General features: G+C 57.2%; 22 protein-coding genes and 1 riboswitch. Of the genes, 7 read left to right on the top strand and 15 right to left on the bottom strand.

Translation table 11 applies throughout. From position 1 onward, the window contains the following. Nucleotides 1-43: 43 nt before the first annotated feature. Nucleotides 44-829 (top strand): OBAP family protein, encoded by a 786-nt coding sequence (locus tag G5574_RS19675; RefSeq protein ID WP_006118514.1) that lies wholly within the window; start codon nt 44-46, stop codon nt 827-829. Here the strand turns inward: G5574_RS19675 and moaE are convergent. From moaE to moaA, 5 genes are all read right to left on the bottom strand, one after another. Further along, a complete protein-coding gene (gene moaE / locus G5574_RS19670) occupies nt 826-1278 on the bottom strand; it encodes a molybdopterin synthase catalytic subunit MoaE (protein ID WP_058701075.1) in 453 nt (150 codons plus the stop codon). The two genes, G5574_RS19675 and moaE, sit on opposite strands and share 4 nt — an antisense overlap. Next, nucleotides 1279-1524 (bottom strand): molybdopterin synthase sulfur carrier subunit, encoded by a 246-nt coding sequence (gene moaD, locus G5574_RS19665; RefSeq protein WP_006118512.1) that lies wholly within the window; start codon nt 1522-1524, stop codon nt 1279-1281. After that, nucleotides 1517-2002: a cyclic pyranopterin monophosphate synthase MoaC gene (gene moaC, locus G5574_RS19660; RefSeq protein WP_033737733.1), complete on the bottom strand. Its 486-nt coding sequence runs from the start codon at nt 2000-2002 to the stop codon at nt 1517-1519. Before moaC ends, moaD begins: the two co-directional genes overlap by 8 nt. Before the next feature lie 2 nt (nt 2003-2004). Beyond that, the gene (gene moaB / locus G5574_RS19655; protein ID WP_006118510.1) at nt 2005-2520 is read right to left on the bottom strand and encodes a molybdenum cofactor biosynthesis protein B; all 516 of its coding nucleotides are present in this window, start codon (nt 2518-2520) and stop codon (nt 2005-2007) included. A 14-nt stretch (nt 2521-2534) separates the two neighbouring features. Then, the gene (gene moaA, locus G5574_RS19650; RefSeq protein WP_172912616.1) at nt 2535-3524 is read right to left on the bottom strand and encodes a GTP 3',8-cyclase MoaA; all 990 of its coding nucleotides are present in this window, start codon (nt 3522-3524) and stop codon (nt 2535-2537) included. Next, nucleotides 3513-3646, bottom strand: a riboswitch (molybdenum cofactor riboswitch). It overlaps the preceding gene by 12 nt. A 201-nt stretch (nt 3647-3847) precedes the next feature. Here moaA and G5574_RS19645 point away from each other — a divergent pair. Continuing rightward, nucleotides 3848-4753 (top strand): gluconeogenesis factor YvcK family protein, encoded by a 906-nt coding sequence (locus G5574_RS19645; protein WP_164483073.1) that lies wholly within the window; start codon nt 3848-3850, stop codon nt 4751-4753. Nucleotide 4754: 1 nt separating this feature from the next. Here the strand turns inward: G5574_RS19645 and uvrB are convergent, their stop codons facing one another. After that, the gene (gene uvrB, locus G5574_RS19640) at nt 4755-6776 is read right to left on the bottom strand and encodes an excinuclease ABC subunit UvrB (protein WP_033737734.1); all 2022 of its coding nucleotides are present in this window, start codon (nt 6774-6776) and stop codon (nt 4755-4757) included. Between the two features lie 882 nt (nt 6777-7658). Here uvrB and G5574_RS19635 point away from each other — a divergent pair. Next, complete coding sequence (locus G5574_RS19635; RefSeq protein WP_033737785.1) at nt 7659-8381, top strand: ABC transporter ATP-binding protein; 723 nt, start codon at nt 7659-7661, stop codon at nt 8379-8381. On the opposite strand, the gene bioD is transcribed toward G5574_RS19635, so the two are convergent. Genes bioD through bioB form a run of 4 tightly spaced genes read right to left on the bottom strand, consistent with a single transcriptional unit; the run spans nt 8382 to nt 11971 of the window. Continuing rightward, a complete protein-coding gene (gene bioD / locus G5574_RS19630; RefSeq protein ID WP_054634286.1) occupies nt 8382-9053 on the bottom strand; it encodes a dethiobiotin synthase in 672 nt (223 codons plus the stop codon). It abuts the gene before it with no gap. Next, nucleotides 9050-9805, bottom strand: a complete 756-nt coding sequence (gene bioC / locus G5574_RS19625; protein ID WP_164483072.1) for a malonyl-ACP O-methyltransferase BioC — start codon at nt 9803-9805, stop codon at nt 9050-9052. Before bioC ends, bioD begins: the two co-directional genes overlap by 4 nt. Continuing rightward, the gene (bioF, locus tag G5574_RS19620; protein ID WP_033737737.1) at nt 9789-10940 is read right to left on the bottom strand and encodes an 8-amino-7-oxononanoate synthase; all 1152 of its coding nucleotides are present in this window, start codon (nt 10938-10940) and stop codon (nt 9789-9791) included. Before bioF ends, bioC begins: the two co-directional genes overlap by 17 nt. Continuing rightward, entirely contained in the window at nt 10940-11971 is a 1032-nt protein-coding gene (gene bioB / locus G5574_RS19615) for a biotin synthase BioB (protein WP_006118502.1), read from the bottom strand. Before bioB ends, bioF begins: the two co-directional genes overlap by 1 nt. A gap of 85 nt (nt 11972-12056) precedes the next feature. Between bioB and bioA the strand changes: the two genes are divergently transcribed. After that, nucleotides 12057-13349, top strand: a complete 1293-nt coding sequence (gene bioA, locus G5574_RS19610) for an adenosylmethionine--8-amino-7-oxononanoate transaminase (RefSeq protein WP_164483071.1) — start codon at nt 12057-12059, stop codon at nt 13347-13349. A 73-nt stretch (nt 13350-13422) separates the two neighbouring features. Beyond that, complete coding sequence (locus tag G5574_RS19605; protein ID WP_033737738.1) at nt 13423-13899, top strand: kinase inhibitor; 477 nt, start codon at nt 13423-13425, stop codon at nt 13897-13899. A 49-nt stretch (nt 13900-13948) separates the two neighbouring features. Here the strand turns inward: G5574_RS19605 and pgl are convergent, their stop codons facing one another. After that, nucleotides 13949-14947, bottom strand: a complete 999-nt coding sequence (gene pgl, locus G5574_RS19600; protein ID WP_164483070.1) for a 6-phosphogluconolactonase — start codon at nt 14945-14947, stop codon at nt 13949-13951. Nucleotides 14948-15102: 155 nt separating this feature from the next. Here pgl and G5574_RS19595 point away from each other — a divergent pair, with 155 nt between their 5' ends. Continuing rightward, nucleotides 15103-15921, top strand: coding sequence for a pyridoxal phosphatase (locus G5574_RS19595; protein WP_058701081.1), 819 nt, complete (start codon nt 15103-15105; stop codon nt 15919-15921). 34 nt (nt 15922-15955) lie between these two features. Here G5574_RS19595 and modC read toward each other — a convergent pair whose 3' ends face one another. The 4 genes from modC to G5574_RS19575 form a co-directional block, all read right to left on the bottom strand. Next, a complete protein-coding gene (modC, locus tag G5574_RS19590) occupies nt 15956-17017 on the bottom strand; it encodes a molybdenum ABC transporter ATP-binding protein ModC (protein WP_164483266.1) in 1062 nt (353 codons plus the stop codon). Next, nucleotides 17011-17706: a molybdate ABC transporter permease subunit gene (gene modB, locus G5574_RS19585; RefSeq protein ID WP_006118496.1), complete on the bottom strand. Its 696-nt coding sequence runs from the start codon at nt 17704-17706 to the stop codon at nt 17011-17013. The genes modC and modB overlap by 7 nt, the downstream gene beginning before the upstream one ends. Continuing rightward, complete coding sequence (gene modA / locus G5574_RS19580) at nt 17703-18476, bottom strand: molybdate ABC transporter substrate-binding protein (RefSeq protein ID WP_174250605.1); 774 nt, start codon at nt 18474-18476, stop codon at nt 17703-17705. Before modA ends, modB begins: the two co-directional genes overlap by 4 nt. Nucleotides 18477-18611: 135 nt before the next feature. After that, complete coding sequence (locus tag G5574_RS19575) at nt 18612-18767, bottom strand: AcrZ family multidrug efflux pump-associated protein (RefSeq protein WP_006118494.1); 156 nt, start codon at nt 18765-18767, stop codon at nt 18612-18614. Nucleotides 18768-18908: 141 nt separating this feature from the next. Here G5574_RS19575 and modE point away from each other — a divergent pair, with 141 nt between their 5' ends. Then, entirely contained in the window at nt 18909-19691 is a 783-nt protein-coding gene (modE, locus tag G5574_RS19570) for a molybdenum-dependent transcriptional regulator (RefSeq protein ID WP_164483069.1), read from the top strand. Nucleotides 19692-19737 lie beyond the last annotated feature (46 nt).

Raw genomic sequence — 19737 nt, 5'->3', positions numbered from 1 at the left:
ATATGAACTAAGGTTATCTCTTTTCACGAAAAAGGGATGTTTTATGTCAAAACGCTGGACACTTATCGCACTGAGCCTGCTGCTGGCCGGCTGCGGCGGCAATAACACACCGGCTCAGGTCAGTTCGCCGGGCGCCCCCACTTCACCGACGCTAAAAGCGCTGGACAGCGGCGCGGCCGTGCTGCAGTCCCGCCCGCCCATTGATGCGATCAATGCCTATCTGGATGGTTTTCATTTCTATAACGGCGACAAGAACGGCCAGATGGAAGCCCATCACTATGTGACGGTCCTGAATGATGATGTGATGCAGGCGGTGATTTATGACGGTAATACGCGCGATGCGCGCCTGATGGGCGTGGAATATATTATCAGTGAGCGTCTGTACCGCACCCTGCCCGCCGAAGAGAAAAAACTGTGGCACAGTCATCAGTACGAGGTGAAATCCGGTTCACTGGTCGCGCCCGGCCTGCCGGCCGTCGCAGAAAAAGCGCTGATGACGCGCATCGTCAACACGTACGGGAAAACCTGGCATACCTGGCACACCGACCGCGACAAGCAACTGCCCATTGGCATTCCGGCGCTGATGATGGGCTTTACCGCCGACGGGCAAATGGATGCGCGCTTGCTGGCCGATCGCGACCGCCGTTTTGACATCGACAGTCAAAAAATTCGTGCTGAACGGGCGGATATCGTCGCACATCCCGTGGTGCCCGGCGCCAATGCCTGGCAGGACGGTGACGTTATTCAGCTTCGGCGAGGACAAGGCGGCGGTGAACACGCGCACGGCAACACGCAGTTTGCTCCCGCCGAACAGCGAGGTACGCCTTAATCCCAGCGCTGCGCAGCCTCGTGATCGCTGCTGCGTGCATCGACCCAGCGATCGCCCTGCCCGGTGGTTTCCCGTTTCCAGAACGGGGCGCGGGTTTTCAGGTAATCCATGATGAATTCCGCAGCGGCAAAGGCGCTGCTGCGGTGCGCACTGGTGACGCCGACAAAGACAATCTCATCGCCGGGAAACAGTTCACCAATGCGGTGGATGACAGAGACGCGCTGAAGCGGCCAGCGCTGGCGCGCTTCGTCAGTAATTTCCTGCAGTGCCTTCTCGGTCATACCGGGATAATGTTCCAGCGTCAGGGCCGCAACATCATCGCCCAGGTTGTGATTGCGCACTTTGCCCGTGAACGTGACAACCGCGCCGTCTGCGTCGCACCCTGCCAGCCACTGGTATTCCTGCGCCATCGCAAAGGGCGCGGGACCGACCCGAATTTGCGTGTCCATTTATCCTCCGGTAACGGGTGGGAAAAAGGCGACTTCATCGCCGTCCTGTAAAGGGTGCGTCATGGGGCGTAGCGTCTGGTTAACCGCCGCCAGTAATCGTTCGCTGTCGAGCGCCAGCGCCCAGCGTTCGCCCTGCTGAGACAACGCTGTCCGCAGCGCCGCGACGTCGGGATAGTCGGCGGCCAGCGTCAGCGAGTCCGTGCCCACCAGCTCCCGCACCTGCGCAAAAAACAGCACCTTAATCATGGGCTGCCGCCTGAAAATCGCCGCTTTTGCCGCCGCTTTTATGCAGCAGGCGCAGCCGATCAATCACGATATCTTTCTGGACGGCTTTGCACATGTCATAGATGGTCAGCGCCGCCACGGAAGCCGCCGTCAGGGCTTCCATTTCTACCCCGGTTTTCCCCGTCAGCCGACACAGCGAGGTAATGCGAACCCGGTTCAATTCGGGTTCCGCGACCAAGTTGATCTCCACTTTGCTCAGCATAAGCGGATGACAGAGTGGGATCAGTTCCCAGGTGCGTTTTGCCGCCTGAATACCGGCAATGCGCGCTGTGGCGAACACATCACCCTTGTGGTGACGGCCTTCCATGATCATCTGTAACGTTTCTGGCTTCATCAGTACCAGCACGTCGGCCTGCGCTTCGCGTACCGTATCGTCTTTGGTGGAAACATCCACCATGTGGGCTTCGCCCGCGGCGTTGATGTGGGTAAGTTGTGACATGCTTAAAGCTTCTTTAAATGAGTGACAAAATTGCAGGGACGCGTACGCGCATCCAGTTGGTCAGCGATGATGCGTTCCCACGCGGTGGTACAGGCTGACGTTGAGCCCGGGACCGCAAAGATCAACGTCTGGTTAGCCAGACCGGCCACCGCACGGGACTGCAATGTCGAGCCGCCAATGTCTTCGTAAGACACCATGCGGAACAGCTCGCCAAAGCCGTCAATCTCCCGATCGAACAACGGCAGCAGCGCCTCAGGCGTGCTGTTTTTCGCATTGAAGCCGGTGCCGCCATTAATAATGACCACCTGGACATCTTCACTGGCGATCCAGCGCGACACAATCGCGCGAATACGGTAAACATTGTCGGGAACAATGGCGTGATCGATCACGCTGTGGCCCGCCTCGGCTGCCGCTTCACGCAGATAATCGCCGGAGGTATCGCTGCTGGCATCACGGCTGTCAGAGACCGTCAGCATAGCGAGCTGTAACGGTTGAAACGTGCTGGCTGATTTGCCCATGTCTGCTCCTGCAGTTAACCGCCAATATAAGAAAGATTTTGTGTAATACCGGTATTTCCCTGTAACAGGAAATGCGTCTGCTTCTTCTGGCCCAGGCTGCTGGCAATGCGTGCCTGAAGTTCATCTTGCTGGTCGTCAGAGGCCAGCAGATCGCGTAAAGGGATCCCGCCATCGCCAAACAGGCAGAGATGCAAATTTCCCTGTGCGGAAACCCGCAGACGGTTGCAGCTGGCGCAGAAATCTTTGGAATACGGCATGATAAGCCCGATTTCACCGACGTAATCCGGATGATAAAACACCTGGGCCGGGCCATCACTGCGGCCGCTGATACGACGCTGCCAGCCCTGAGCAATCAGTTGATCGCGGATAACTTCGCCCGATACATGCTGCTGGCGAAACAGCGCACCGCCCTCGCCGGTTTCCATCAGTTCGATAAAACGCAGCTGGATGGGACGCGTACGGATCCAGTCAAGAAAGGTCGCCAGATGGTGGCTGTTGACATCGCGCATCAGCACGCTGTTGACTTTGACCTGGCTAAAACCCGCCTCAAAAGCCGCGTCAATCCCGGCCATCACCTGGTGGAACTTGTCCTGACCGGTAATCGCATGAAACTGACGTGCATCAAGGCTGTCCACGCTGACGTTCAACGCGGTCAGTCCCGCGTCGCGCCACTGCTTAACATCGCGCGCCAGTCGATAGCCGTTGGTGGTGACCGCAATCTGGCGAATCGCAGCATTTTCGTTAACCGCGGCGATAATGTCGGTGAAATCACGACGTAAAGAGGGCTCACCGCCGGTCAGACGCACTTTTTCAGTGCCCGCCGCCGCAAAGGCGCGCGTGACACGGCGAATTTCATCCAGTGAGAGAAAGCTTTTATTGCGGATACCGTTTGGCTGATAACCCTCCGGCAGGCAATAGGTACAACGGAAATTACAGACATCCGTGACCGAGAGGCGCAAGTAATAAAACTTACGCGCAAATGCATCAGTAAATTGTGACACCAGAGAACACCTTTCCAGTTCGGGAGATGCAGTCATTTCTTCCTGCACCCTGGCAGCGCGGAGGCTACGGCCTGAATCCCCTATCCGCAGACGTAGGCATTCAGGCTTGAGTGTACGTTAACCGGCTGATTAACGCGGTATACAGATGGTAGCGCGATTAGGGTAAATGCGCCATCCACGGCTTTTACTCTGTGTGCGCAGTAACGTTAACTTTCACCGTATTTCGCGCCCGGGATACGGTAAACTGCCGGTCATAAACTGACACACATCATCCTCGTTTGCACCCTGCGCGTTTCACGCCTCTGCAGACGCGAAAAAGGAGAAATATGAATCGAACACTGGCGGACCTGGATCGCGTCGTGGCACTGGGCGGCGGACATGGATTAGGTCGCGTGATGTCGGCCTTGTCACCACTGGGTTCGCGCCTGACCGGCATCGTTACCACCACTGATAACGGTGGCTCCACCGGCCGCATCCGTCGGGCTGAAGGCGGTATCGCCTGGGGCGATCTGCGCAACTGCATTAACCAGTTGATTACCGAGCCCAGCGTCGCGTCCGCGATGTTCGAATACCGCTTTACCGGCAATGGCGAACTGGCCGGGCACAATCTGGGCAATTTAATACTGAAAGCGCTGGATCATCTGAGCGTGCGTCCGCTGGAAGTGGTCAATATCATCCGAAATCTGCTAAAAGTTGACGCGTTTTTAATCCCGATGTCTGAACATCCGGTGGATTTGATGGCAACAGATGACGGAGGCAATGCCGTTTATGGTGAAACCGCCATTGATGAGATGCGCGCACCACCACAGGCGTTAATGCTGCATCCTGTGGTGCAACCGACGCGCGAAGCGCTCGATGCCGTTGCAGAAGCCGATTTGATTCTGATTGGGCCAGGCAGTTTCTACACCAGCCTGATGCCCATTCTGTTAATGAAAGAGATGGCGCAGGCGCTGCGCCGCACGCCCGCGAACATGGTGTTTATCGGCAACCTGGGCCGTGAACTCAGTCCGGCGGCGGCGGCGCTGACCGTGGCGGATAAGCTGCGAATAATGGAAGAGGCGATTGGTAAACGGGTCATCGACGCTGTGGTTGTCGGACCGGCCACGGACGTCAGTCTGATCGACAACCGCCTGATCATCCAGGAGCCGCTGGAGGCCGCAGATATTAAATATCGTCACGACCGCCAGCTGCTACGCGGCGCGCTGGAGCACGCCATCCAGCGGTTTAACTGACTCAGGACACCGCGATAAACAAGGTGCGCAGTTCCTGGAGCTGATCGCGCAGGCCAGCAGCCTGTTCGAACTCCAGGTTTTGCGCATGCTGCTGCATCTGCCCTTCCAGTTCGTGAATCTTTTTCTGCAACGCCTGCGGTGACAACGCCAGGTAATCCGTCTCTGTCTCGGCGGCGTTGCGCTTGCCGGGTTTGGCTTTACCCCGCGTTTTCACCACGTTATTGCCCAGTTCCAGAATATCGGTGATTTTCTTATTCAGGCCCTGCGGTACGATGCCATTCTCTTCGTTGTAGCGCTGCTGCTTCTCACGACGGCGCTCGGTTTCTTCAATGGCGCGCGCCATGGAAGGCGTGATCTTATCGCCGTAGAGGATCGCTTTACCATTGATGTTACGTGCAGCGCGCCCGATGGTCTGGATCAGGGAGCGCTCGGAACGCAGGAAGCCCTCTTTATCGGCATCCAGAATGGCCACCAGCGAGACTTCCGGCATATCCAGCCCTTCACGCAGCAGGTTGATGCCTACCAGCACATCAAATTTGCCCAGGCGCAGGTCGCGAATAATTTCCATGCGCTCGACGGTATCGATGTCAGAGTGCAGATAGCGCACCTTTTCACCGTGTTCTTCCAGGTACTCCGTCAGGTCTTCGGCCATACGTTTGGTGAGCACCGTGACCAGTACGCGTTCATTGACGTTAACGCGCTGGCGGATCTCTGACAGCAAATCGTCCACCTGAGTCGCCACGGGCCGCACCTCAAGGATCGGATCCAGCAGCCCCGTCGGACGCACCACCTGATCGATCACCTCATCGCCCGATTTTTCCAGCTCGTATTTGCCTGGCGTGGCGGAGACATAAATGGTCTGAGGGGCCAGCGCCTCGAACTCTTCAAACTTCATGGGGCGGTTGTCCAGCGCCGAAGGCAGGCGGAAGCCATATTCGACTAACGTCTCTTTACGCGCCCTGTCCCCGCGGTACATGCCGCCAATCTGCGGAATGGTTACGTGCGACTCATCGACGACCAGCAGGCCATCCGCCGGCAGATAGTCAAATAAGGTCGGCGGCGCTTCCCCCGGTCCGCGGCCAGACAGATAGCGGGAGTAGTTTTCGATACCAGAGCAGTATCCCAGCTCCCCCATCATTTCGAGGTCAAACTGCGTCCGTTGGGTAATACGCTGCTCTTCCAGCAGTTTGTTGTTTTCCAGCAGGATCTTGCGCCGTTCGGCCAGTTCAACCTTGATGTCTTCCATGGCCTGCAGGATACGCTCACGTGGCGTAACGTAGTGCGTTTTAGGGTAAATGGTAAAGCGCGGCACCACCGATTCGACCTGACCGGTAAGCGGGTCAAACAGGGACAGCCGCTCCACCTCTTCATCGAATAATTCAACTCGCAGGGCCATATCGTCAGATTCGGCCGGGAAGATATCAATGACTTCGCCCCGGACCCGGAACGTCCCGCGCTGAAACGCCTGATCGTTACGCGTGTACTGTAACTCCGACAGGCGACGCAGGATGCTGCGCTGATCGATAATCATGCCGCGCGTTAAGTGCAGCATCATTTTCAGATACAGATCGGGATCGCCCAGGCCGTAGATGGCAGACACGGAGGCCACGACAATCACGTCGCGCCGTTCCAGCAACGCTTTCGTCGCGGAGAGGCGCATTTGCTCGATATGTTCGTTAACCGACGCATCCTTTTCAATAAAGGTATCCGAACTGGGCACGTAAGCTTCGGGCTGGTAGTAGTCATAGTACGAGACAAAAAACTCTACGGCGTTTTCGGGAAAGAACTCCTTCATCTCGCCATACAGTTGCGCCGCCAGCGTCTTATTAGGAGCCAGCACCATGGTAGGACGATTCAGGTCGGCAATAACGTTAGCAACGGTAAAGGTTTTACCCGATCCGGTTACGCCTAACAGCGTCTGGTGCGCCAGGCCGTCTTCCAGTCCGGCTTCCAGACGGCGGATCGCTTCCGGCTGATCGCCAGAAGGCTTGAAAGCGGAGTTCAGTTTAAAATCTTTACTCATGAATGCGGTTCCTGCAGAAGAAAGACGGCGGGCAGCCCATTATTTTACTCTGCTATGGCAATTTTGCCAGAAAAAAATACTGGATATAATACCAGTGATGATGCACAGTATTGTCGCCAGGTTTTACTTGACTCTGGCACTTTTGCCTAGGCAAACACCCGTTTTTGTTGCGCAAGGTTATCCCCAAGCCACGTATTGATTTAACATTTGTCAAGCCTGTGTCATAAAATTGCAGTTTGATGAATCGCGTCCAATCCGGCAGGCTTGTTTTTTACTAACACACTGATTTTTAATAGTAAGTAAAAAAAGCCCAGATTGTCATCATTACGTGACCAGGCCGCGTATTTCCTCGCTTCTAACCTGTTTTCATTATCTAATGCACAAGGTTATCCACAGGAATAGTGGATAACTGATGAGAGGCCTTGGAATATCGGCTGTGCATAATTTTTTCTGCCGCCGCGTTTTGATGAAAAAAAATTTTTTTTAGCGAAATTTTTAACGCCAATAGCGTTGTTTTAGCGCGATGCATGGCGCGCATTCAACGTTGATCGTCTGGCTTTTCAGGTTGCTGTTTTTTACAGCAGACTGCCTGCGCCATTTATGGGCAACTGCACCTGACGCTCATTTTTCCTGCACCCTCATCGCGCTGCGCAGTCGTCCCGCCCGTCAATTGTTCACTTTTACTTATATTTAAACCGTCAAAATTCCGCATGTTAAGCGCGCAAACTTCGTTCACTCCGACTCTGGCCCGGTAATTGCATGCTCTGTGATCAGGATGTCATGCGCCACAGCAGCAGTCATAGCCCTGCTATTCTGTTAGTGCGATTTACCCGTTATGAGCAGCAAAACATTCAGGTTAATTATCTGGAAGGAGCGCGTCAGATGCTAAGTTTACGGTCGGTGAATCAGTTTTACGGAAAAAATCATATTCTCTGGAATGTGGACCTTGACCTGCCCCCCGGCACCTGTACCGGCATACTGGGACGTCCCGGCATGGGAAAAACCACGCTGGTGAACTGCATCATGGGTAAGCTTCCCATCAACAGCGGCACGATTAGCTGGCAGCAGGATGGCTCGCCGCCAGAGGACCTGCTGTCGCAGCCTGCCGATCAACGTGCACGTCAGGGCATTGGTTACGTGCCACAGGGACGACATATTTTCACGCAGATGAGCGTAGAAGATAACTTACTGATTGCCCTGCTGGCAGGCGCTGAATCGCGCGAAAATCACCGGCCTATCCCGGAAATGATTTTTGATCTTCTGCCGGCTCTCTATTCACTGCGTCAACAGCGCAGCGGGGATTTGCCGGTTTACCAGCAGCAGCAACTGGCCCTTGCCCGCGCGCTGGTATTACAGCCACGCCTGCTGATTCTGGATGAGCCCGCCGATGGCATGGCGCCCTGGCTGGAAGAAGAGATGGGTAACCTGATTCGGCGTCTTAACCGGGATTACGGCCTGACGATTCTGCTGCTGGAGCAGCGGGTTTCCCTGATTCGGCGCGTCGCTGACAGCTTTTTGCTGTTGCATCGCGGGCGTAATGTGGCGCAGGGTAACGTCACCCTGCTGGATGACGGTACGCTCGATAAATGGCTGACGATGGCGTGATTAATCCGGTAGCGTCAGATAGTGACCACAGTCCGCCTGCTGGCTGTCATCCGCTAACCAGGGAATGACACCCAGACAAGGCGCGGGCAGGCGCTCCTTCAGGGCCGTAAGGTATGCCTGATAACGCTGGCCGGGCGGCTGAACCGTGTTGGCAATCCAGCCAGCCAGTCGCAGTCCACGCGCCCTTACCGCCTCGGCGGTCAGCATGGCATGATTAATACAGCCCAGTTTTACACCCACCACCAAAATCACCGGTAGCCGTTCAGTCTCAACCCAGTCGGCATAGGTTTGCGTCTCAGACAGCGGCGTATACCAGCCGCCCGCGCCTTCAATCAGAATCCAGTCAGCCAGCGGCTCCAGCTCGCGAAGCCCTGCCGATAGCGTTGAAAAGGTAATTGGCCTGCCCTCCTCTGCGCTAACGATATGCGGCGATGTCGGCTCCATAAAGGCCAGCGGATTCACCTGCTCATAGCAGAGCGGCACACTGCTGTAACGTTGCAGCGCCAGCGCATCGCTGTTACGGATGCCTTCTGCGGTTAACGTACAGCCCGAGGCCACCGGTTTGTAGCCCGCACAGCGGTAGCCTGCTGCGCTCGCCGCCTGCAGCAGGGCGCTACTGGCAACGGTTTTACCGACTTCAGTATCGGTACCGGTGATAAACCAGCGTGTCATGATTCACTTACTCCATACATCAAATGATAACTGAGACGGAAACCCTGTTCGTCCCGTGGCCAGTGAGCTTCAAGCTGTGCCAGACGGCGACGCGTCAGCACATAATCGGCCCGTCCGGCATGCAGATGCGTTGCGCCAATGCCCTTCAGAGAGCGCATGGCGCTGAGCGCATCGGGAAAATGCAGGGTGACGGTTTGCGCGTGACAGCGCAGCCGTTGTGTAGCACAGGCCGCGGCGATCGCCTGCGCCGGCAGAAAGCGGTTGGCGTGCACATGCGCGTCAAGATGCGACCAGGCCTCGTGAACCTCATGCAGCGATCCCGCGCTCAGCGTTGAAAACAGCATACAGCCGCCGGGTTTCAGCACCCGCGTAAACTGTCTGAGCGCGGCCGGCAAATCGTCGCTCCATTGCACCACCAGATTGCTCCATAACAGGTCAATGCTCTGATCGGCTAACGGCAGTGCGTCGATGTCGCCCGCCAGATAATGATGCGCCACCGCGTTTTGCCGGGCCTGATGCAACATCTGCGGCGACAGATCCAGCGCCATGACCTGTTTCCCCCGGTCGCGCCATAGCCGGCTGTACCAGCCGGTGCCACAGCCCGCATCCAGCACCTGTGGACCGGTTTGAGCAGGCACCCATGCCAGCAGCGCATCCCCGCTGATCCGTTGCAGTTCGGCATGCCTGTCGTAACACGACGCCGCGCGCCCAAAGGCTCTGGCTACGGCACGTTTATCAATGTGCAGCGTCATGAAGTGCCTCCAGCAGGACATCAATATCGTCTGGCTGATGTGCGGCGGTCAGCGTGATGCGCAAACGTGCCGTGCCCGGCGGTACGGTAGGCGGACGAATCGCGCTGACCCAGCAACCGGCTTCGGCTAAACGGGCCGACAAGGCCATCGCCTGGGCGTTATCGCCAACAAGTAACGGTTGGATGGCGCTGGATGACGGCATAAGCGACCAGGGCAAGGAGGAGGCGCCCCGGCGGAAATGAGCAATGTTGCGGCTCAGGCGCTGGCGCAGTCCATCGCCTGCCTGCACCTGTTTCAGGGCGGCCAGTAACGCGCTGGCCTGTGCTGGCGGCATGGCGGTTGAGTAGATGAGGTGGCGCGAAAACTGCACAAAATAGTCTGCCGTCGCGTCATCACACAGCAATGCCGCGCCGCTGACGCCAAAGGCTTTACCGAAGGTGACCACCAGCAGTTCGGGCTTAATGCCCTGTTGCCAACAGCTGCCGCGCCCCTGCTCACCTGTGACGCCAATGCCGTGCGCATCGTCAACCAGTAACCAGGCCCCGGCCTCACGCGACTGCGCCGCCAGCGTCTGTAACGGCGCGCTGTCACCATCCATGCTGAAGATCCCTTCCGTGACCACCAGCGTTTGCCCTTCACAGGGCGCACTCAGTCGCACAGCCAGACTGTCCGGATCGTTATGGGCGAAACGACGCAGTTGCGCAGGGCTGTGACTTGCAGCATCCAGCAACGAGGCATGGCTCAGCTTGTCAGCAAGAATGCGATCGTTTTTCCCGGCGAGCAGGTGAATGACCGCCTGGTTGGCGGCAAAGCCGGAAATAAACAGTAATGCCCGGGGATAACCCAGCCACCCGGCCAGTTGCGCTTCCAGGGTGGCATGAAGAGCCTGGAAACCGGTGACATGGCTGGATGCGCCTGCCCCCGCCCCGGCCAGTGCCGCGCCCTGTTGCCATCCGGCAATCACCGCCGGGTGCTGGCTTAACCCAAGATAATCATTACTGGAAAAGTGACGATAATCCCGGCCTGCATAGCGGATCAGGCGCGTCTGACTGGCGTCAACTACGCGCCGTTCGCGCCAGCCCTCTTCAGCACGGCGCTGCGCGAGCGCCTGCTGTATGCGTTGCGGCCAGCCCATTACAGCGCCGCGTTATAGAATTTTTCTGTGTCGGCATTGAGCAGTTGCTCACTGAGCTGCTGCTGTTGCGCATTATCGCCATGGGCGGTCTGAGTATGTTCCGGATTCAGTCCGAGCTTGCGGAACAGCAGCATATCTTTGTCTTCTTCCGGGTTTGGCGTGGTCAGCAGCTTGCAGCCGTAAAAAATCGAGTTAGCCCCGGCCATAAAGCACATCGCCTGGGTTTGTTCATTCATCTGTTCGCGGCCCGCCGACAGACGCACGTGCGAGGCAGGCATCATGATGCGGGCGACGGCTATCGTGCGGATAAAATCGAAAGGTTCGACATCGTCATTGTCTGCCAGCGGGGTGCCTTTCACCTTGACCAGCATGTTGATCGGCACGCTTTCCGGCGGCGTCGGTAAGTTGGCCAGTTGCACCAGCAACCCGGCGCGATCATTAACCGTTTCGCCCAGGCCAACAATCCCGCCCGAGCAGACCTTGATACCAGCCTCGCGCACCTTGCCCAGCGTATCCAGTCGTTCCTGATAGCTGCGCGTGGTAATGATGTTGCCGTAAAACTCCGGCGAGGTATCCAGGTTGTGGTTATAAAAGTCCAGCCCGGCGCGACCTAAACGCTGGGCCTGGCTGTCGCTCAGCGTTCCCAGCGTCATGCAGGTTTCCATGCCCATTGCTTTCACGCCTTCGACCATTTTTTCCAGATAAGGCATATCGCGATCGCTGGGGTTTTTCCACGCCGCGCCCATGCAGAAGCGGCTGGATCCGGCCGCTTTCGCTTTTTGCGCCGAACGCAGGACCTCATCCACCTCCATCAGGCGCTCTGATTCCAGCCCGGTCTTGTAGCGGGCACTTTGCGGACAGTATTTGCAGTCTTCCGGGCAGGCACCCGTTTTAATCGACAGCAGCGTGCTGACCTGAACCTGACGCGGATCGAAGTGCTGGCGATGTACCTGCTGTGCTTCAAACATCAGTTCAAGAAACGGGCGTTCAAACAGGGCCTGTGCCTGGGCTAGCGTCCAACGTTGTGACATTACGTACTCCAAAAAAGGTGTCATCCCGACAGTTAACGTGGTTATACTTGTAAACTAAATCTTTTTATTTTGGTTTACAACTACGATGTTTACGCTTCAGGACGCCGAATTCGACCGCCAGTATATCTGGCATCCTTACACCTCCATGCAGCAACCGTTGCCCTGTTACCCGGTCGTGGCGGCACAGGGTTACACGCTGCAGCTGGCGGATGGGCGCACACTGGTAGACGGGATGTCCTCCTGGTGGGCGGCGATTCATGGTTACAACCATCCACGCCTGAACCAGGCCCTGCAGCAGCAGATGGCCCAGATGTCCCACGTGATGTTCGGCGGGATTACGCATCCCGCCGCGGTGGCGCTGTGTCGTCAGTTAGTGGCGATGACACCTGACGCGCTGGCGTGCGTATTCCTTGCAGACTCCGGCTCCGTTGCCGTCGAAGTGGCAATGAAGATGGCGTTGCAGTACTGGCTGGGTCGGGGAGAAACGCGTCAGCAGTTTTTAACCCTTAAGCGTGGCTATCACGGTGATACATTTGCGGCGATGTCGGTGTGCGATCCGGATAATTCCATGCACAGCCTGTGGCGCGGCTATCTGCCCGAGCACCACTTTGCCGAGGCGCCGCAATGTGGTTTTGACGCGGCCTGGAATGAAGAAGATTTTCAGGATTTCGCCCGGCTGATCGAACAGCATCAGCATCAGTTGGCCGCGGTGATTCTGGAGCCCATCGTACAGGGCGCGGGCGGCATGCGTTTTTACCATCCCCGCTACCTGCAGAGGGTACGCGAGTGGTGCGATCGTTACGGCATCCTGCTGATCGCTGATGAAATCGCCACGGGCTTTGGCCGCACCGGCATGCTGTTTGCCTGCGAACATGCGGCGATCACACCGGACATCCTGTGCGTCGGCAAAGCCCTGACCGGCGGCACGATGAGCCTGGCCGCCACGCTGACCACACGTGATGTCGCCGATACCATCAGCCGCAGTCCGGCGGGCTGCTTTATGCATGGCCCAACCTTTATGGGCAATCCGCTGGCGTGCGCCGTCGCGACGGAGAGCCTGAAAATGGTACAGGAAGGCCACTGGCGCGGGCAGGTCAGCGCTATCGAGCGTCAGCTTCAGGCGGGACTGACGCCACTGCGCCAGTCGCCAGCGGTAGCCGATGTTCGTGTGCTGGGCGCGATTGGCGTGGTAGAAACTCACCGTCCAGTGAATATGGCCGCCCTGCAGCAGTTTTTCGTCAGTCAGGGCGTCTGGATTCGGCCCTTTGGTCGTCTGATCTACCTGATGCCGCCCTATATCATCGCGCCTGAAGCACTGGATACGCTGATCCAGGCCATGGCCGCAGCCCTGGCGAACCCCGGCCATTTTCTGCGTTGAGCCCTGAAGGCTGGACGTCCAGGCGGTTTTGGTTAAGATGAAGACGCAGTCACCATAAACCCAAGGAGATGTGATGCGAGTTTATAGTCAGGATTTACACGACGGCGACAAAATGCCGGAAAAGCATGTTTTCAACGGGATGGGCTATCAGGGCGAAAATGTGTCACCGCATCTTGCCTGGGAAGACGCGCCGGAAGGCACAAAAAGTTTTGTCGTGACCTGTTTCGATCCTGATGCCCCGACCGGCTCAGGCTGGTGGCACTGGGTGGTCGCCAATCTTCCGGCCGATACCACATCGCTGCCGCAGGGTGCGGGTTCCGGTAAAGCCGCCTTACCTGCAGGTGCCGTGCAAACCCGCACAGATTTCGGCCAGGCCGGGTACGGCGGGGCCGCGCCACCGGCGGGTGAAACGCACCGCTACATTTTTAGCGTCCATGCGCTGGATGTGGAGAGCATTGAGGTCGATGCAGGCGCCAGCGGCGCGATGGTGGGCTTCAACGTGCATTTTCACGTATTAGCCAGCGCGTCATTGACCGTTCATTACGTCTGACTGCGCGTGCTCTTCTGCCGCTCCCGCCCGGGAGCGGCAACGCTGAACGTTAAGCCAGCTGATGTACCACAACCCACATTGGGCCCTGTCCAACGGCATAACGGCCGACAGGTTCAAGTTGCCCTTGCGGTTGAGTAATGCGGTATAGCTCAATGTGATGCGACTTCTGTCCTGCCGCCACCAGATACTGGCCCGTGTGGTCGATATTGAAGCCCCGCGGCTGCGTTTCGGTCGGCTGGAAGCCCTGCACCGTCAGTAGCGCGCCATCTTCACTCACGCTGAACACCGTAATGGTGCTGCTGGTGCGATCGCAGGCGTACAGGAAACGTCCGTCCGGCGTCAGGTGAATATCGGCGGCCCAGCGCGTGCCGGTAAAATCAGGCGGCATCATATCGAGCGTTTGCACCGATTCCATTTTGCCGTGTGCATTCTTCAGTGACCAGACTTCGACCGTGCTGTTAAGTTCATTAACGCTGTAGGCGTACTGGCCGTTGGCATGAAACGCCATATGACGCGGGCCCGCGCCCTCTGCCGTAGTGACCTGTTGCTGGGAATGCGGCGTTAACTGACCGTCCGCCCCGAGGTTAAACAGGCAGATGCGATCCTGTTTGAGCGCGGGCACATATAACGTGCTGTCGGCATTATCGATGTTCGCAGAGTGACAACCTGCCAGACCGTCGATCACCTGGCTCGGAGCCTGGGGCACACCGTCAGCGCCGATGGGGCTGATGCTGACGCAGGCATCATTGTAGGAGCCACAAAACAGGAAACGGCCAGCGTGATCGGTGGAGATGTGGGTGGGGCTGCCCGGCAACGGCGCCTGACCCGCTTCCGTTAAGGTGCCATCCTGCGCAATACTAAAGGCCAGCACGCGGAAATCCGGACGCACGCCCACATACAAGAAATCTTTTTTCGGACTGACCACCATAGGCTGAACCTGACCGGCGATATCCGTTACCTGCAGTAGCGTCAAGGTGCCCTCATCGTTCAACTGCCAGACATGGATTTGTTGACTCTCGGGACTGGCGGTGTAGACAACCTGCTTCATGTATTCTCCTTTTTCGCTGACTCATGTTGTTCTGCAGGTCACTGTAGCGCGTTTTTTTCTGTCTCGCTGGAATGATTTGTACCCTGATTTTTGTTTCCGGGCCACAGTCAGGTGTAGACTTGCTGTTTCGCTAACCTATCCAGATGAGAGGATTAATGAGCTATCGTGTAATCGCCCTCGACCTTGACGGCACGCTGTTGACCCCGACGAAAACCATTCTGCCCCAATCCACAGAAGCGATTACCCAGGCGCGCAAAGCGGGCATCAAGGTGATTATCGTGACCGGACGCCATCACTGTGCCATTCATCCTTTCTACCAGACGCTCAATCTGGATACGCCCGCCATCTGCTGTAACGGGACCTACCTGTACGATTATCCGGCGAAAAAAGTCCTGGCTGCCGATCCGCTGGATACCGACGTTGCGGTACGTGTGATCGAGATGCTGGATGAACATCATATTCACGGTCTGCTGTATGTGGACGATGCGATGCTCTATCAAACGCCGACCGGCCATGTGATTCGTACGCTGAAATGGAGTGAGTCATTACCTCCACATCAGCGTCCGGTGTTCAGACAGGTGGACAGCCTGGCGCAGGCCGCCAGAGAGGCGCAGTCGATCTGGAAGTTTGCCCTGTCTCACGACAACACAGCAGCGTTGCAGCAGTTTGCGCAGCGTGCGCAAGACGAGCTGGGTCTGGCCTGCGAATGGTCCTGGCACGATCAGGTCGACGTTGCCCGCGGCGGTAACAGTAAAGGCAAGCGCCTGGCGCAGTGGGTAGAATCCATCGGGCTGACAATGCAGGACGTCATTGCCTTTGGCGACAACTACAACGATCTGAGCATGCTGGAAACGGTGGGGCTGGGCGTGGCCATGGGCAATGCGGATGACGCCATTAAAGCCCGGGCGAAGAGGGTCATCGGTACGAATCTGGAAACCGGCATTGCCGAGACGCTTTATCAGCTCGTTCTGTAAGTTTCACTGACCCGATGAGCACGGTTTCAGCGGGTCATTCCGGTGTGACAGAGACGCTTTTAATCTGCGCGTACAGCCACTGCTCCGGGCGAATGTTAAGTTCGTCCCGGGCCCAGGGAGAGATGCGCGCCCAGAGTTCGCTGATACCGATGCGCAGCTTAACCTCCACCTGATCGCCCACCTCAATTAACTCCACCACCTGTGCCGGCAGCACATTGCGAACAGAGCTGTGTTTTGCCGGTTGCAGCGTCAACGAAACATCGGCCGACGCTATCCTTATCCGTAACGGCGTTTTGACCGGCTGATTTACCCGACTGACCCAGATATGCTGATCGCCCAACGATAACGCCGTCATCGGGTAATCTGGATGATGCTCTAGCACCTGAACGCGCAGTACGCTGGTCAGGTCGCTGACCGGCAGCCAGGGGCGCATCGCACTGCTGCTCCAGACCCGCTCCAGCGGGCCAAAGGCCTTCACCTTGCCGTGATCCAGAACCAGCACCGTCTCGGCCAGTTGCAGAATTTCGTCGAGGCTGTGAGAAACGTACAGCACCGGGATATCCACCTGCTTTGCCATTTTTTGCAGATATGGCATCAGCTCACGCTTGCGCGGCAAATCCAGCGAGGCCAGGGGTTCATCCATTAACAGGATATCAGGGGCGCTGAGCAACGCCCGCCCGATGGCCACCCGCTGCTTTTCGCCGCCCGAGAGCGAGAGCGGAAAACGGTCCAGTAAGGGTTCGAGTCCCAGTAAGTCCACCAGCGTGTCAAACTGCCCTTTCATACTGGCTGCCAGGCCATAGCGTAAGTTACCCCGGACACGATAGTGCGGAAACAGTCGCGCCTCCTGGAAAACGTAACCCACGTTGCGCTTTTCAGGCGGCAAGGCAATCTGCTGTTCGGCGTCAAACAGCACACGGTCATGCAGCTGAATGCGCCCGCGCTGCGGCCGGGTCAGCCCCCCAATCGCGTTGATTAACGAGGTTTTACCCGCACCCGACACGCCAAATATTGCCGTGATGCCGTTGGCGGGAACCGTCACGTTGATCTCCAGCTCGTGTTCGCCCAGCCGTTGTGTGAAATCGAGCGTCAGCATCCGGCCCCCATCCGTTTCCGGCCCCATTGCGCCAGCCATTCAGACACCAGCAAGGAGGCCAGTGCCAGCACCACCGCGATAACGCACAGACGCGCAGCGGCCCCTTCTGCCCCGGGCGTTTCAATCAGCGTATACATCGCCAGCGGCAGCGTGCGCGTTTCGCCAGGAATGTTGGAAACAAATGTAATAGTGGCACCGAATTCCCCCAGTGAGCGGGCAAAGGCCAGCACCGTACCGACGATAATACCGGGCAGCGTTAACGGCAGCGTAATGGTAAAAAAGACCCGCCAGCGGCCCGCGCCCAGCGTCCGGGCCGCCTGTTCCAGCCGGATATCCACGGCGTCCAGCGCCAGGCGAATGGCCCGCACCATGAGCGGAAAGGCAATCACCGCCGACGCCAGTGCCGCACCGCGCCAGCTAAACGCGAAGCTAAAGCCGAACCATTCATACAGCTTTTCACCAATAAAGCCGCGTCGGCCCAAGCCAATCAGTAACAGATAACCGACCACCACCGGCGGCAGCACCAGCGGCAGGTGAATCACACCGTCCAGAAGCGCTTTACCCGGAAACTGGCAGCGGACCAGAACCCATGCCATAAGGATGCCGAAGGGCAGACTGCACAGGACGGCAATGCCGGAGACCTGCAGGCTGAGCATCACGGCCTGCCATTCAACATCACTGAGTATCATTTTTTAGGCGTGAATCCGTATTGGGTAAACACTGCGGCCGCTTCCGGCCCTTTCAGGTAGTTATAAAAAGCCTTAACGGCCGCGTTGTCGCGATCTTTAACAATCGCGACAGGATATTCGACCGGTTTATGGCTGTCTTCCGGAAAGGTGCCGACCACCTGGACTTTTTGGCTGGCGACCGCATCAGAGCCGTACACAATGCCGTAAGGCGTTTCATTACGTTCCACCAGCGCCAGGGCGGCACGGACATTGTTGGCGCGCGCCAGCACAGGTGACAGTGAAGACCAGGCACCCAGCTTCTCAAGTGCCTCTTTGGCATAGATGCCCGCCGGCACATGATCGGGATCGCCGACCGCCAGACGTTCGCCTTTCAACAGACGTTTCCAGTCGGTTTTATCGTTAATCGTTACCGGCCTGGCGTTCTCACTACGTGGCGCTATCAGAACCAGATCGTTGCCCAACAGGGTATAGCGGGTTGTGTCGATCATGCTTTTTTTCGCGACCGCATCATCCATCCACTGCTGATCGGCTGAGATAAACAGATCGGCGGGCGCGCCCTGCTCAATCTGACGGGCCAGGACTGACGACGAGGCAAATGACGACACCACCTCTGTCCCATGTGTTTTCTTATAGTGTGCCGCAATCTCGTTAAGCGCATTGGTCAGTGAGGCCGCCGCAAAGACGGTGATTTTATCGGCTGCCAGCGCCGGAACGGCCAGTGACAGGGCAATTACGGCGACAGTTGCGGAACGTAGTAAGGTTAAACGCATGATTTTTCTCCAGTGATCGTTATATATAAAATAATACAGCGAACGGCCTGACAGCCAGACAAAATGATTAAAAGAGGAAGAAAAGCGTGGACGTAAAACAGCAACGTCCGTGCTGAGACGGACGTTGCAGGAGGATTAATGCTGAGAGCGGGCGTTAGTGTTGTCGCGGCGACCCGTTTTAGAGATGAGGTTAAACACTTCACCCAGACCGTAAATCAGGCCTAACATAATCGCCATAACCACAGGTACCATAATCACTGCCACGGCGAGGCTTTTAATGAGTTCCAGCATGGAAAGTCCCACTTTGCGGATAAAAAAGAGATTGTAACGGCTCAGTAAAAATTTGCGCAGACCTTTTCGTGCTTTTACTTTGAGGCGCAAAGCTCGTTATCATCAGCCCGATCACGCGACTTACCCTTTGCAGGAGCCACCATGCAAGCCGACCTCACCCTTCATATTCGCCTGCAGCAGAAACTGTTTGCCGATCCCCGCCGCATTGCCTTGCTGCAACGCGTGCAGCAAACCGGCTCCATCAGTCAGGGCGCTAAACTGGCGGGCATCAGTTACAAAAGCGCCTGGGATGCCATCAGCGACATGAACCACCAGGCCGGGCAGGAAGTCGTGGCACGCGCGACCGGGGGCAAAGGCGGTGGCGGCGCGCAGTTAACCCGCTACGGTGAACGACTGGTACAGCTGTTTGGCCTGATGGAAAAGATTCAGCAACATGCCTTCGATGCGCTGCAGCAGGATACCCTGCCGCTCGACAGCTTACTCGCGGCTATCGCCCGCTCCTCCCTGCAAACCAGTGCACGTAATCAACTGTTTGGTACCGTCGTGCACAATGATGCTCAGCAGGTGATACAGCATCTGACGATTCTGCTTGCCGATGGCGTGACGCGGCTCAACATTGCCCTTACCGAGCGCAGCGCAGAACGGCTGAATTTGCACGCCGGAAAAGAGGTGCTGGTATTAATCAAGGCCCCGTGGGTCAGTGTGCATACCGCGCCCACTGATGCCGAGAATCAGCTTGCCGCAACGCTGACCGCTATCGAAAAAGGCCAGCAGGTGAGTGAAGTGCTGATGACCTTACCCAGTGGCGAAACGTTGTGTGCCACGCTGGATAACCGTGAAACGGAACAGCGTCAGCTTCACATCGGCATGAATGTTATCGCCAGCTTCAGCGCCAGTCATGCGATTGTTGCCTCACTGCGGTGATTTTCACCGTCCGGTTTGACATCCCTGTTTGCAGTCGCTAAAACGT

The organism is Pantoea stewartii (assembly GCF_011044475.1).
GTDB classification, from domain to species: domain Bacteria; phylum Pseudomonadota; class Gammaproteobacteria; order Enterobacterales; family Enterobacteriaceae; genus Pantoea; species Pantoea stewartii.
Note: the sequence above shows the minus strand (reverse complement) of the source record. Positions and strands in the feature narration are given on the sequence as shown.

Bases quoted from the DNA above. Each gene is read 5' to 3' on its own strand.
- bioB (WP_006118502.1), bottom strand. From the start codon at position 11,971: ATGTCACAACGTTGGACGCTAGCCCAGGCACAGGCCCTGTTTGAACGC.
- bioC (WP_164483072.1), bottom strand. From the start codon at position 9,805: ATGACGCTGCACATTGATAAACGTGCCGTAGCCAGAGCCTTTGGGCGC.
- moaB (WP_006118510.1), bottom strand. From the start codon at position 2,520: ATGGGCAAATCAGCCAGCACGTTTCAACCGTTACAGCTCGCTATGCTG.
- G5574_RS19645 (WP_164483073.1), top strand. From the start codon at position 3,848: ATGAATCGAACACTGGCGGACCTGGATCGCGTCGTGGCACTGGGCGGC.
- bioF (WP_033737737.1), bottom strand. From the start codon at position 10,940: ATGGGCTGGCCGCAACGCATACAGCAGGCGCTCGCGCAGCGCCGTGCT.
- G5574_RS19605 (WP_033737738.1), top strand. From the start codon at position 13,423: ATGCGAGTTTATAGTCAGGATTTACACGACGGCGACAAAATGCCGGAA.
- G5574_RS19635 (WP_033737785.1), top strand. From the start codon at position 7,659: ATGCTAAGTTTACGGTCGGTGAATCAGTTTTACGGAAAAAATCATATT.
- G5574_RS19575 (WP_006118494.1), bottom strand. From the start codon at position 18,767: ATGCTGGAACTCATTAAAAGCCTCGCCGTGGCAGTGATTATGGTACCT.
- G5574_RS19675 (WP_006118514.1), top strand. From the start codon at position 44: ATGTCAAAACGCTGGACACTTATCGCACTGAGCCTGCTGCTGGCCGGC.
- modB (WP_006118496.1), bottom strand. From the start codon at position 17,706: ATGATACTCAGTGATGTTGAATGGCAGGCCGTGATGCTCAGCCTGCAG.
- bioD (WP_054634286.1), bottom strand. From the start codon at position 9,053: ATGACACGCTGGTTTATCACCGGTACCGATACTGAAGTCGGTAAAACC.
- pgl (WP_164483070.1), bottom strand. From the start codon at position 14,947: ATGAAGCAGGTTGTCTACACCGCCAGTCCCGAGAGTCAACAAATCCAT.
- uvrB (WP_033737734.1), bottom strand. From the start codon at position 6,776: ATGAGTAAAGATTTTAAACTGAACTCCGCTTTCAAGCCTTCTGGCGAT.
- modC (WP_164483266.1), bottom strand. From the start codon at position 17,017: ATGCTGACGCTCGATTTCACACAACGGCTGGGCGAACACGAGCTGGAG.
- moaD (WP_006118512.1), bottom strand. From the start codon at position 1,524: ATGATTAAGGTGCTGTTTTTTGCGCAGGTGCGGGAGCTGGTGGGCACG.
- modA (WP_174250605.1), bottom strand. From the start codon at position 18,476: ATGCGTTTAACCTTACTACGTTCCGCAACTGTCGCCGTAATTGCCCTG.
- moaC (WP_033737733.1), bottom strand. From the start codon at position 2,002: ATGTCACAACTTACCCACATCAACGCCGCGGGCGAAGCCCACATGGTG.
- G5574_RS19595 (WP_058701081.1), top strand. From the start codon at position 15,103: ATGAGCTATCGTGTAATCGCCCTCGACCTTGACGGCACGCTGTTGACC.
- moaE (WP_058701075.1), bottom strand. From the start codon at position 1,278: ATGGACACGCAAATTCGGGTCGGTCCCGCGCCCTTTGCGATGGCGCAG.
- bioA (WP_164483071.1), top strand. From the start codon at position 12,057: ATGTTTACGCTTCAGGACGCCGAATTCGACCGCCAGTATATCTGGCAT.
- modE (WP_164483069.1), top strand. From the start codon at position 18,909: ATGCAAGCCGACCTCACCCTTCATATTCGCCTGCAGCAGAAACTGTTT.